Source organism: Micromonospora sp. NPDC023633, from assembly GCF_040640035.1.
GTDB lineage: Bacteria > Actinomycetota > Actinomycetes > Mycobacteriales > Micromonosporaceae > Micromonospora.
Window position 1 is genome coordinate 1 of the sequence record NZ_JBFABB010000168.1, and the last position, 11,949, is coordinate 11,949.

The window sequence follows — 11,949 nt, forward strand, 5'->3', positions numbered from 1 at the left end:
CCGGTCGGCCTGGCTGCCGCCGGCGGGCCGGACCTGGCCGGGGCGCGGCGGCTGCTCGGCGGGCTGCTGCCCCGCGTGCCGGCGTCCACGGCGTTCTGGGGGCTGACCACGCCGGCGTTCGCGGTGTCGGTGCCGGTGGTCTTCCAGCTGGTCGACCCGGGCGCGCTGACGCGGTCCCTCGGGGGCGTCGACCCGTACCTGGCGCTGGGGGTGCTCGGCTCGCTGACCGCGGCGCTGATCTTCGCCGCCGGACGGGGGCGGCTGGCCGACGACAGCCTGGAGACGGCGCAGCCCCGGTCGCTGCGGGAGACGCTGCGGCACAGCGCGCACGAGGCGTCCTTCGTCACCGTCTGGGTCGCCGTGGCGTACCTGGGCTGGCAGGTGGTGACCACGACGACCGGCTTCGACGGCTCGCAGCTCGCCCTCACCGGGCTCGTCGGCGTGCTGGTCGGCGCGGGCATCGGCCTCATCCCCGGCTGCGCGGTGCAGATCGTCTTCACCGGCCTGTACGTCAGCGGCGGCCTGCCGCTGCCCACCCTGGTCGCCAACGCGATCAGCCAGGACGGCGACGCGCTGATCCCGCTCGCCGCGCTGCGCCGGCACTCGGCGGCGCTCGCCACCGTCGTCACCACCGTTCCGGCGGCGGCCGTCGGCGCCGCCCTGCTCGTCCTGCTCTGATCCCGTACGGAGGGAGAACCCCGATGCCCGTCGCGATCCCGATCGCCCGCGCCCGGCGCAAGCTCGTCGTCTTCGCCGTGCTGACCGGCGTCGCCGCGGTGGCCGGCCTGCCGGGCTGGACCGTCGCCGCGCTGGCGCTGACCTGCCTGGCGATCCCGCTCGCCGTGGCGGCGGCCGGGGGCGCCGGACTGGCGCGTGAGCTGCTGCGCCCGACGCGCGGCGCGGCGGCGCGGAGTGGTCTGGGTCACAACCCGGAACAAGGGGAACGCTTTGTTACTTGAGTTGGACACGCTCAACTCAACGCGATAGCAGGTGTTCGATGGCAACTCTCCCGGTACTTCCCCTGACCGACGCCGTGCTCCTGCCCGGCATGGTGATCCCGGTGACCCTCGACCCGACCACCCAGGCCGCCGTCGACGCGGCCCGCGCCACCGGCGACCACAAGCTGCTCGCCGTGCCCCGCCTCGACGGCGAGTACGGCCCCGTCGGCGCGGTCGCCACCATCGAGAAGGTCGGCCGGCTGCCCAGTGGCGAACCGGCCGCCGTGGTGCGCGGCCTGTCCCGCGCCCGGATCGGCTCGGGCGTGCCCGGGCCCGGCGCGGCGCTCTGGGTCGAGGCGACCGAACTCGACGAACCCGCTCCCGCCGGCCGCGCCCGCGAACTCGCCCGCGAGTACCGCGCCCTGATGACGTCCGTGCTCCAGCAGCGCGGGGCCTGGCAGGTCATCGACGCGATCGAGCGGATGACCGACCTCTCCGAGCTGGCCGACTCGGCCGGCTACGTGTCCTGGCTCAGCCTGGCCCAGAAGACCGAGCTGCTCGCCGCCGGAGACGTCACCGCCCGACTGGAACTGCTCGTCGGCTGGGTGAAGGACCACCTGGCCGAGCAGGAGATCGCCGAGCAGATCAGCACCGACGTCCGCGAGGGACTGGAGAAGTCCCAGCGGGAGTTCCTGCTCCGTCAGCAGCTCTCCGCCATCCGCAAGGAACTCGGCGAGGACGAGCCGGACGGCTCCGCCGACTACCGCGCCCGCGTCGAGGCCGCCGACCTGCCCGACAAGGTCCGCGAGGCGGCGCTGCGCGAGGTCGGCAAGCTGGAGCGGGCCAGCGACGCCTCCCCGGAGGCGGGCTGGATCCGGACCTGGCTGGACACGGTGCTGGAGATGCCGTGGGGCACCCGTACCGAGGACGACACGGACCTGACCGCGGCCCGCGCCGTGCTCGACGCCGACCACGCCGGCCTGGCCGACGTGAAGGACCGCATCCTGGAGTACCTCGCCGTGCGCAACCGGCGGGCCGAGCGCAACCTCGGCGTCGTCGGCGGCCGGGGCTCCGGCGCGGTGCTCGCCCTCGCCGGCCCGCCCGGCGTCGGCAAGACCAGCCTCGGCGAGTCGATCGCCCACGCGCTCGGCCGCAACTTCGTGCGGGTCTCCCTCGGCGGCGTGCGCGACGAGGCCGAGATCCGCGGCCACCGGCGCACCTACGTCGGCGCGCTGCCCGGCCGGATCGTGCGCGCCCTGCGCGAGGCCGGCTCGATGAACCCGGTCGTGCTCCTCGACGAGGTCGACAAGCTCGCCGCCGGCTACTCCGGCGACCCGGCCGCCGCCCTGCTCGAGGTGCTCGACCCGGCGCAGAACCACACCTTCCGCGACCATTACCTCGAGGTCGACCTCGACCTGTCCGACGTGCTCTTCCTGGCCACCGCCAACGTGGTGGAGGCCATCCCCGGTCCGCTGCTGGACCGGATGGAGCTGGTCACCCTCGACGGGTACACGGAGGAGGAGAAGGTCGCCATCGCCCGGGACCACCTGCTGCCCCGGCAGCGGGAGCGGGCCGGGCTCACCGCCGAGGAGGTCGCCGTCGCCGACGACGCCCTCGCCCGGATCGCGGGCGAGTACACCCGGGAGGCCGGCGTGCGGCAGCTCGAACGGTCCCTGGCGAAGATCCTCCGCAAGGTCGCGGTGGCCCTGGCGACCGACCCGGCACCGGTCCGCGTCGACACCGGCAACCTCGCCACCTACCTCGGGCGGCCGAAGTTCACCCCGGAGTCGGCGGAGCGCACGGCCGTGCCCGGCGTGGCCACCGGCCTGGCGGTCACCGGAGCCGGGGGAGACGTGCTCTTCATCGAGGCCACCAGCATGGAGGGCGAGCCGGGGCTGACGCTGACCGGCCAGCTCGGCGACGTGATGAAGGAGTCGGCGCACATCGCGCTGTCGTACCTGCGCTCCAACGGGCGCCGGCTCGGACTCGACCCGAACGCCCTCGCCGGGCGGCGGATCCACCTGCACGTGCCGGCGGGCGCGGTGCCCAAGGACGGCCCCAGCGCGGGTATCACCATGGTGACCGCCCTGGCGTCGCTGGCCAGCGGCCGGCCGGTGCGGCCCGAGTTCGGGATGACCGGCGAGGTGACCCTCTCCGGCCGGGTACTGCCCATCGGCGGGGTCAAGCAGAAGCTGCTGGCCGCCCACCGGGCGGGCCTGACCGAGGTGATCATCCCGGCCCGCAACGAGCCGGACCTGGACGACCTGCCCGCCGAGGTCCGGGAGGCGCTGACCGTGCACACCCTGGCCGACGTCGCCGACGTGCTCGCCCTGGCGCTGCGCCCGGCCGACGCCGACACCCGCCCCGATCCGGCGCTGGCCGCCGCCTGAGGCATGCGGAAGGGCCCCTGTCGACGCCTCGCGCGCGGCACGGGGCCCTTCCCGCGCACAGGCGTGCGGAAGGGCCCCGTGCCCGCGCTGTCCTAGCGGCGGTCGCGCCGGTCGAAGTCGCGGTCGCGGCGCTCGCGCCGGTCGGCCCCGTCGAAGCGGTGCTCGCCACCGCCGTCGCCGTCACGGTCCCGGCGTACGGTCGCCTTGCGGCCCTTGATGGTGCTGCCCCGCAGCCCGGCGATCACCTCGTCGGCGACGCTCTGGGGCACCTCCACCAGCGAGAACCGGTCGGCGATCTCGATCGAGCCGATGTCCCGGCCGCTGACCCCGGTCTCGCCGGTGATCGCGCCCACCAGGTCCTGCGGCCGGACCCCGGCGCGCCGGCCCAGCCCGATGAAGACCTGGGTGGTGCCGCCGGTGCGGGGCCGGGCGCCGCCACGCCGCTCGCCCCGGCCGCCGGTCTCGGGCCGCCCCTCGCGCGGGCCCCGGACGGGGACCTGGGGGATCTCCTCCTCGTCGTCCGAGCCGGGCGACGTCGCCTCGTGCGCCAGCTTGACCGCCGCGAGCGCCACCTCCACCAGGTCGAACTCGTCGGTCAACGACTCGACGATCGCCCGGTACGGGTCGAGGTCGTCCTCCAGCAGACTCTCCCGCAGGGCGCCCTGGGTCAGCTCCAACCGCCGGGTGCGCATGTCCGCCACCGTCGGGATCTTGTCGATGGCGATCCGCTGGCCGGTGACCCGCTCGATGGTCTTGAGCATCCGGTGCTCGCGCGGCTCGGCGAGGGTGATCGCCACGCCCTCCCGCCCGGCCCGGCCGACCCGGCCGATGCGGTGCACGTACGACTCGGGGGCCGACGGGACGTCGTAGTTGACCACGTGGGTGAGCTGCTCGACGTCCAGGCCGCGGGCGGCGACGTCGGTGGCCACCAGCAGGTCCGCGGTGCCCGTGCGCAGCCGGCCCATCACCCGGTCGCGCTGCTCCTGGCTCATCCCGCCGTGCAGCGCCTCGGCCCGGTAGCCCCGGCCGTTCATGGTCTCGGTGAGCCGGTCGACCTCCTCGCGGCTGCGGCAGAAGACGATCGCGGCGGTGGGGGACTCGACGTCCAGCACCCGCCCCAGCGCCGCCGGCTTGTGCGCCCGGGCGACGATGTACGCGCTCTGCCGCACCCGGGGCGCCTCGCCGGCCACCGGCTGTTCGCGGGCGATGAGGATGCGTACCGGGTCGGTCAGGTGCTTGCGGGCCAGCCCGTCGATGCGCGCCGGCATCGTCGCCGAGAAGAGCACCGTCTGCCGCTGCTCCGGCGCGTGCTCCAGGATCGCCTCGATGTCCTCGGCGAAGCCCATGTCGAGCATCTCGTCGGCCTCGTCGAGCACCACCGTGGCCAGCGAGCCCAGGTCGAGCGTGCCCCGGGCGATGTGGTCGAGCGCGCGGCCCGGGGTGGCGACCACGACGTCGACCCCGAGGTCCAGGGCGCGCAGCTGCCGGCCGATCGGCTGCCCGCCGTAGATCGGCAGCACCCGCGCGCCCAGGTCCTTGCCGTAGCGGTGGAACGCCTCGGAGACCTGCACCGCCAGCTCGCGGGTGGGCACCAGCACGAGCGCCACCGGGGCGCCGCCGGGCCGGTCGTCGGGCATCCGCTGCAACAGCGGCAGCGCGAAGGCGGCCGTCTTGCCCGTACCCGTCGCGGCCTGACCCAGCAGGTCCCGACCGGCCAGCAGGGGTGGGATGGCCTCCCGCTGGATCGGAGTGGGCTCCTCGTAGCCAAGGGCGGACAGCGCGCCCAGCAACTCGGCGCGCAGCCCGAGATCCGCGAAGGCGCTCGTGTCGTCGAGGGCGTCGGGGCCGGGCTCGGTGGTCGGGTCGTGCCGTACGGGTGCGGAACTCATGCCGCCAAGCTTTTCATCACCGCCGCGCCGCCGTTTCGCCGACCGGCACAACGGCCACCCGCGCGGGGCCGGCGGGCACCCATCGCCCTGCTCTGGCGGGCTAGCCTGGCGGCGTGCGTACGGTCGAACTGGTCTGCTCGCCCGACCTGGAGGCCGCACTGCGCGGCGCCTGGGAGCGGCTCGCCGCGGTGGGGCTGCCCAGCCTGGCCCGCAACGCCCACCCGACCAACCGGCCGCACCTGACCCTCGCCGCGGTCGACGGGTTCCCGCCCGGCGTCCAGCAGCGGCTGGCCGCCCTGCTCGACGCGGCGTTGCCGCTGCCGGTGCGGCTGGACCGGATCGCGGTGCTCGACGGCAGCGCCCCGCTGGTGTGGCTGGTGCACCCGTCGCCGGAGCTGACCGCCCTGCACGCGTCGGTCTGGGACGTCCTCGCCGGGTCGCCCGGACAGCGCCCCTGGCACGCGCCGGGCCGCTGGCGGCCGCACCTGAGCCTGGCGCTGCGCTTCCGCGACGCCGACCGCCGGCTGGCCCGCGCGGTGGCGGGCGTCGACCGCCCCGACGGTGCCTTCGTCGCCGGGCGCAGCTACGACGGGCAGACCCGCACGGTCAGCCCGCTCGGCGGCGTCGACCACCGCCCGGTGGGGGTGCCGGGCCGGCCGCCGCAGGGCGCCTGAGACGCGATCGGGCCCCCACCGTCTCCGGCGGGGGCCCGATCGCGGGGGTTCAGCGGTGGAAGCGCAGGTAGTCGAAGTGCGCGGTGACCGCCGGGTCGGCGCCGCCGTGCGCGACCAGCCCGATCCGGGGGGTGGTGTCGGCCGGGAAGGTCCACACCCCGCCCCACGTCCAGTTCCGCCCGTCCCGGCTGGAGCCGGCCCGGAACTCGTGCTCGCCGGTCTCCGGGTCGACCCGGTGCGCCAGCCGCAGCCAGGTGGTGGTCGCCGGGGTGCCGACGATGTTGCCCCCGTAGACCGGCTGGCCGGCGAAGGGCAGCTCGTAGCCGTACTCCACCTGCCGGGTGTTCCAGATGGCGACCTGCGCCAGCCGGGCGAACCGGTCGTCGTCGACGTAGGCGACCAGCCCGGCCTGCTGGTAGTTGCGGACGGTCTCCTCGCCGAGGTCCAGGGTCACCTTCGTCTCCACGACGTAGTCGCCGCCGGGCGCGTCGCGCAGCAGCACGCCGGCGGTGTTGCCGGTGCCGGTCAGGTCGGCGCCCTGCACCGGCCAGCGCAGCGCCCCGCCGGACACGGTGGCCGCCGGGTCCTGCCGGACCCACCGCCACGCCGGGTCCAGCCCGCCGGTGAACTCGTCGGAGAACGCGGGCAACAGGCGGCCCGCCCGCGGCTCGGGGGCGGCCTGCCGCACCGGTCGGTGCAGCCGGGCGACGCTGACGTTGTCGAATTCGGCGGCCCCGCCGGTCGCGGTGAGCGTGAGCCGCCCGGCCACCGGCCGCGCCAGCCGCAGCGACACCACCGCCAGCTGGTCGCCGAGCCGGGCCGGGCTCAGCTCGGCCACCAGGTGCCGGCCGCGTACCTCGACGGCGAGGTGGTGCCCGGCCGCGGCGTCGAAGCCGGCGGGCAGCGGCGCGCTCGCGGTGCGGGCGCCGTCGTGGGCCACCAGCCGGCCGGCGGCGGCGTCCACCCGCACCGAGACCCGGTCGCCGAGCGTGACCCCGGCCGCCCCGGTGGCGGGAAGCCGCAGGTCGGCCTCCGCCCGCACGTTCCCGCCCACGGTCGTACGGCTGGTCAGCGCGCCGCTGCCGGTGAGCCGGCCGTCGGCGACCCGCCAGTCCCCGGCGCCGCGTCGCCAGCCGGCCAGCCCGGCGTCGAAGCGCTCGTCGATCCGCCCGGTGGTGACCGGTGCGGGCCGGGCGCCCTCGGAGGGGCCGGCACCGGCGTTCACCGTCGGCCAGCCGTCGATCCAGTCGAGGCGGTCCAGCAGCATCGGCCGCTCGTTGATGCCGAACGGCTCGTCCAGGTACGGGTCGTCCCGGTCGATCGCGTGGTAGACGATCCAGTCCTGGCCGGAGAGGTCGGTGAGGAAGCCGTTGTGGCCGGTGCCGATCCACCGGTTGCCGTTCTGGGTGAGCACCGGCGTGCCGCCCGCCCGGGAGGCGGTCAGCGCGATGCCGTCGCGGTCGACGAACGGCCCGCGCGGGTCGCGGGAGCGGCCGACGTGGACGGAGTAGCCGGTGGCCGGGCCGGCGCAGCAGTTGGCCGTGGAGGCGAACAGGTAGTACCAGCCGTCGTGGCGCACCACGTGGCTACCCTCGAACTTGTTGTCGATGGCGACCGGGGTGGGCGTGCCGACCGCGCGCAGCCCGTCGGGGGAGAGCTCGGTCACCGAGATCCCGCCGTAGTAGCTGCCGTGGTAGAGGTAGTGGCGGCCGTCGACGTCGGTGAACTGGCTCGGGTCGATGGTCCACAGCCAGCCGCCGCCACCGCCGGGGCGGGGCGCGACCACGGGCTCGTCCGCGAAGGTCCACGGGCCGGTCGGGGTGGGCGCGGTGGCCGCCCCGACGGCGAAGTCACCCCCGTCGGGGGAGACGGTCGTGTCGGTGACGGTCACGTACATGACCCAGCGGTCGCCGATCCGGCGCACGTCGGGGGCCCAGAAGCCGGCGCCGGGGGCCGCGTACGCCGGGCGTTGGTCGGCGCCGAAGGCGTCCCCGACGTACGTCCAGTCGACCAGGTCGGCCGAGCGGGCGGTGGGAACCCGGTGGAACGTCCCCTCGCCCTCGCGCAGCGGGTCGGTGGTGCCGTAGGCGTACCAGAAACCGTCCTCACCACGGACGATCACCGGGTCGGCGAAGGTGTCGGCGAACCCGGCCGAGACGGGGTTGCGGTAGCTGAGGTCGGGTGTGGCGGCGGCCGGCGCGGACGCCGTCCCGGCCAGGACCAGACCGATGGCGGCGGCGAGCGCCCCGGCGCGGCGGAGATGTCCCATCAAACCTGCCTCGGGTGCGAGATGTCGACCAGGATCGGTGCGTGTCCGTTTGTACAACGTTGGATACAACGTTGTAAAGAGCGTCGGTGGGCACCGCGCCGCGCACGTGCCAGCATGGGTCGGTGACCACCGCCGCCAGCGAGGGCCCGGCCCTGGCCCGGCTCGCCGCCCTGCTCGCCGACGACACCCGGGCCCGCATCTGCCTGGCCCTGCTGGACGGCCGGGCGTGGACGGCGGGGGAACTGGCCCGGCTCGCCGGGGTGGCGCCGTCCACCGCCAGCGACCACCTCACCCGGCTGGTCCGGGGCGGGCTGCTGGTCGAGCAACGGCAGGGGCGGCACCGTTACCTCCGGCTCGCCGGCCCCTCGGTGGCCCAGCTGATCGAGGACCTGGCCGGCCACGCCCCGGCCCGCCCCGCGCCCGCCGGCTCGTTGCGCGCCGCCCGTGCCGGCGCCGCCCTGGCGTACGCCCGCACCTGCTACGACCACCTGGCCGGGCGCCTCGGGGTGCTGGTGCGCGACGCGCTGCTCGCCCGCCGCCTGCTCGACGACGCCGGCGGGCTGGCTCTGACCCCGGCGGGGCGGGACTGGCTGGACGGGCTGGGGGTGCCGGTCGTACCGCTGCGGGCCCTCCGCCGCCCGCTGCTGCGTGACTGCCTGGACTGGACCGAGCGCCGGCCGCACCTGGCCGGGGCGTTGGGCGCGGCGCTCTGCGCCCACTTCCTGGAGGTGGGCTGGTTGACCAGGGGCGGCGGCCGGGCGGTCCGGTTGACCCCGGCCGGCGGGCCCGCGCTGGCCGCCGCGCTCGGCCTCGACCCGGCCGACCTCGCCCCGGACGCGGCCCCGGACGCCGGGGGCGGCCGCGCCTGACCGCGCACCGGACGCCCTGGATGCCGTCCGGTCCGGCGCCCCGGCCGCGCGTGCAACCGCCCTCGTACGCCGGGCTGCGGCGGTTGAGCGGGGCGTCCCGAGCGTGACCCTTCGTGTCCGGCGGCGACCGTAGGCCCTCCCGAAGGAGTGGATAGGAGGATTGTTCGGACTCATCCCGTCCGGGCTGATTACGGTGTGTCCAGGGGCGATGCACACAGTGATGCCATGACGGGAGAGAGGACCCGACCATGCGAGTGCCCAGCCGAAGCCCGGGACAGCGGCCCGGTTCCCCCGTCACACCGGCCGCCCCGACCCGGCGGCGCGCGTTCGTCGCGCCGACGCGACCCGCCGCCACGCCGGACCTGGACGCCTACCGGGCGGCCGTGGCCGAGCTGCTGGTCGAGGTCGGCGCCCTGGCCGACGCGTCGTGCACCGCCGCCCGGCAGGTGCTGATCGACGACCGACTGCGCGAACCCGCCATCGCCGCCGTGCTCGACGCCACCGGGCAGGGGCTCGTCGGCGCGCGCGAGACGCTGCTGCTGGAGATGGCCCGCTACCAGCCCAACGCCCGCAGCTCCGCCGCCGACCTCACCGCGCTGGTCCGGATCTATCTGCTCTCCCGCGTCGACGTGATGTGGTGGCGCGACGCCCCCACCTTCCTCACCGACGCCCAGGTCGACGCCAGCCCCGACCTGGTCGACCTGGAGTGGCTGCGCCGGCGGGACCTGCTGCGCTTCCGCTACACCGAGCAGCCGCGGACGCTGTTGCGACGCGGGCTGCGGGCTGTGCGGCGCCGGCTGCGGCCCGACGCCACGCCGCGCACCGCCGGCCTGCGGTTCCGGCGGGCCCGCCGCGAGATGGTGGCGTTGCTCAACGACCTCGCCCGGCAGTTCGCCGCCAGCACCCCGCCCGGCACGCCGCCGCTGTGGGTGACCAGCCTGGTCCGCAGCGCCGAGCACCAGCACCGGCTGCGCCGACTCGGGTACGCCGCCATGGTGCCCAGCGGCCACTGCCTCGGCTGGGCGGTCGACGTCGAGATGGAGTGGTTCGGCCGCTTCGGCGTCCGGGACACCCTGGCCGAGCTGCTGCTGGCCCGGCAGCGGGCCGGCGAGGTCAACGTGGTCGACGAGGGGCAGGCCTGGCACCTGTGCCTCGCGCCACCGGCACGGCGGCGGCTGCGGCGGGCGTACGAAGCCGAGATGGGGGTCTGAGCCGATGTGCGGCATCGCGTTGAGCCTCGGCCCCGAGGCCGATCCGACGATCTTCCGGCGGATGCTCGCCACCCTCGCCCCACGCGGCGAGGTCACCGAGACCCGCTACGAGAACGGCCTGCTCACCGGCACCCGTCGGCTGCCGATCGTGGACCGGGAACGCGCCGTGCAGCCGTGGGCCTCCGCCGACGAGCGGTGGCTGCTCTGCTACAACGGCGAGGTCTTCAACCACCACGAGCTGCGCGCGGAACTGGTCCGGCTGGGACACCGCTTCGGCAGCGCCAGCGACACCGAGGTGGTGCTCGCCGCGTTCCTGCGGTGGGGCGAGGGCATGGTGACCCGGCTGCGCGGCGAGTACGCCTTCGCCGTCGTGGAACGGGCCACCGGCCGGGCCTACCTGGTCCGGGACCCGCTCGGCGTCAAGCCGTTGTACTGGGCCCGGACGCCCGGCTGCCTGCACGTCGCCAGCGAGGTCAAGGCGCTGGTCGGGCACCGCGTCCCGATCGTCGAGGTGCCGCCCGGGCACCACGGCTGGGCGGAGCCCGACGGGTCGGTCCGGCTGCGCGCGTACGTCGACCTGCTCACCCTCGGAGACGGGCTGCCGGTGGTGGACGACCCGGACGAGGCCGCCCTGCTCGTCCGTGCCGCCCTCACCGACAGCATCCGGATGCGGGTGGACACCGACCTCACCGTGGGGGTGGTGCTCTCCGGCGGGCTGGACAGCTCGCTGGCCCTGCTGCACGTGCGCGAGATGCACCCGGACTGCGTCGCGGTCACGGTCGGCGTGCCGGACAGCCCCGACGTCGCGTACGCGCGGCGGCTCGCGAAGGACCTGGGGGTGCCGCACGAGGTCGTCGAGCTGCGTCCCCGCGACATCCGGCTGGCCGACATCCGCGAGGCCATCCGGATGTCCGAGCTGACCGAGTACGGGGACATCATCAACGCGGTGGTCACCGTGCCGCTGTTCCGTCGGCTGCGCGAACTGGGCGTGAAGGTGGTGCTCACCGGGGACGGCTCGGACGAGCTGTTCGGCGGCTACCCGATGTACCACGAGGTCGGCCCCGAGGCGTCCCGCCGCCTCTTCCTGCACAAGATCCGCAACCTCTGCCGTACGGAGTTGCAGCGCGTCGACCGGGCCAGCATGGGGCACGGGGTGGAGGCCCGCGTGCCGTTTCTCGACCTGAGCCTCGTCGAGCTGGCGATGCGGCTGCCCATCGGGCTGAAGATGCGCGAGGGGCAGGAGAAGTGGATCGTCCGGCGGGCCTTCGCCGACCTGCTGCCCGACTACGTCCGGCGCCGGCCGAAGAACCCGATGTCGTACTCCTCGGGGCTGCACGAGCGGGCCCGGCTCTACAAGCCGCTCTTCGCCCGGCTGCACCGCTCGTTCGGCTACCACCTGCTCGAACCGGTGCGCCGCGACTTCGACAACGTGCTGACCCGGTGCGGCAACGACCTGGACCGGGCCATCGCCGACGGCCGGGCCCGGCCCGACTACACGGTGCTGGAGCACGCCCGCGACCTGGTGGGCGCGGCGAAGTGGAACGCCGCCCCGATGGTGCGCCGGCTGGTCGGGCCGCGCCGCACCCGGGGCGACGAGGCGCCGCTGCCGGGGTGACCAGCCGCCACCCGCGGGACCGCGGGCGCGGCCGTGGGCGCTCCGCGCGCCGTGGCGGCCCGTCCGGGGCCGGGACCGCCCGCCGCACATCCCT

General features: G+C 75.6%; 9 protein-coding genes. 7 read left to right on the plus strand and 2 right to left on the minus strand.

What is annotated here, in order from left to right; translation table 11 throughout:
- From AB0G13_RS31380 to lon, 3 genes are all read left to right on the plus strand, one after another.
- A partial coding sequence (locus AB0G13_RS31380) for a putative manganese transporter (protein ID WP_357882248.1) occupies positions 1-678 on the plus strand: 678 nt, incomplete at its 5' end.
- Between the two features lie 23 nt (positions 679-701).
- Entirely contained in the window at positions 702-959 is a 258-nt protein-coding gene (locus tag AB0G13_RS31385; RefSeq protein WP_357882251.1) for a hypothetical protein, read from the plus strand.
- A gap of 38 nt (positions 960-997) precedes the next feature.
- Positions 998-3,328 carry an endopeptidase La gene (gene lon / locus AB0G13_RS31390; RefSeq protein ID WP_357882253.1) on the plus strand — a complete coding sequence of 777 codons (2,331 nt, stop codon included), beginning with the start codon at positions 998-1,000 and terminating at the stop codon, positions 3,326-3,328.
- A gap of 92 nt (positions 3,329-3,420) precedes the next feature.
- Here lon and AB0G13_RS31395 read toward each other — a convergent pair whose 3' ends face one another.
- Positions 3,421-5,217 (minus strand): DEAD/DEAH box helicase, encoded by a 1,797-nt coding sequence (locus AB0G13_RS31395; protein ID WP_357882256.1) that lies wholly within the window; start codon positions 5,215-5,217, stop codon positions 3,421-3,423.
- A 113-nt stretch (positions 5,218-5,330) separates the two neighbouring features.
- Between AB0G13_RS31395 and AB0G13_RS31400 the strand changes: the two genes are divergently transcribed.
- Entirely contained in the window at positions 5,331-5,891 is a 561-nt protein-coding gene (locus tag AB0G13_RS31400) for a 2'-5' RNA ligase family protein (RefSeq protein WP_357882259.1), read from the plus strand.
- A 49-nt stretch (positions 5,892-5,940) separates the two neighbouring features.
- Here the strand turns inward: AB0G13_RS31400 and AB0G13_RS31405 are convergent, their stop codons facing one another.
- The gene (locus tag AB0G13_RS31405; RefSeq protein ID WP_357882262.1) at positions 5,941-8,160 is read right to left on the minus strand and encodes a family 43 glycosylhydrolase; all 2,220 of its coding nucleotides are present in this window, start codon (positions 8,158-8,160) and stop codon (positions 5,941-5,943) included.
- 122 nt (positions 8,161-8,282) lie between these two features.
- Here AB0G13_RS31405 and AB0G13_RS31410 point away from each other — a divergent pair, with 122 nt between their 5' ends.
- The 3 genes from AB0G13_RS31410 (at position 8,283) to AB0G13_RS31420 (ending at position 11,855) form a co-directional block, all read left to right on the plus strand.
- Positions 8,283-9,029, plus strand: a complete 747-nt coding sequence (locus tag AB0G13_RS31410; RefSeq protein WP_357882265.1) for a winged helix-turn-helix domain-containing protein — start codon at positions 8,283-8,285, stop codon at positions 9,027-9,029.
- 248 nt (positions 9,030-9,277) lie between these two features.
- A complete protein-coding gene (locus AB0G13_RS31415; RefSeq protein WP_357882268.1) occupies positions 9,278-10,240 on the plus strand; it encodes a DUF5715 family protein in 963 nt (320 codons plus the stop codon).
- Between the two features lie 4 nt (positions 10,241-10,244).
- Complete coding sequence (locus tag AB0G13_RS31420) at positions 10,245-11,855, plus strand: asparagine synthase-related protein (protein WP_357882271.1); 1,611 nt, start codon at positions 10,245-10,247, stop codon at positions 11,853-11,855.
- Positions 11,856-11,949: the final 94 nt, after the last annotated feature.

Excerpts from the sequence above, each read along its gene's own strand:
- AB0G13_RS31385 (WP_357882251.1), top strand. The coding sequence starts at position 702 with ATGCCCGTCGCGATCCCGATCGCCCGCGCCCGGCGCAAGCTCGTCGTC.
- lon (WP_357882253.1), top strand. The coding sequence starts at position 998 with ATGGCAACTCTCCCGGTACTTCCCCTGACCGACGCCGTGCTCCTGCCC.
- AB0G13_RS31395 (WP_357882256.1), bottom strand. The coding sequence starts at position 5,217 with ATGAGTTCCGCACCCGTACGGCACGACCCGACCACCGAGCCCGGCCCC.
- AB0G13_RS31405 (WP_357882262.1), bottom strand. The coding sequence starts at position 8,160 with ATGGGACATCTCCGCCGCGCCGGGGCGCTCGCCGCCGCCATCGGTCTG.
- AB0G13_RS31415 (WP_357882268.1), top strand. The coding sequence starts at position 9,278 with ATGCGAGTGCCCAGCCGAAGCCCGGGACAGCGGCCCGGTTCCCCCGTC.
- AB0G13_RS31420 (WP_357882271.1), top strand. The coding sequence starts at position 10,245 with ATGTGCGGCATCGCGTTGAGCCTCGGCCCCGAGGCCGATCCGACGATC.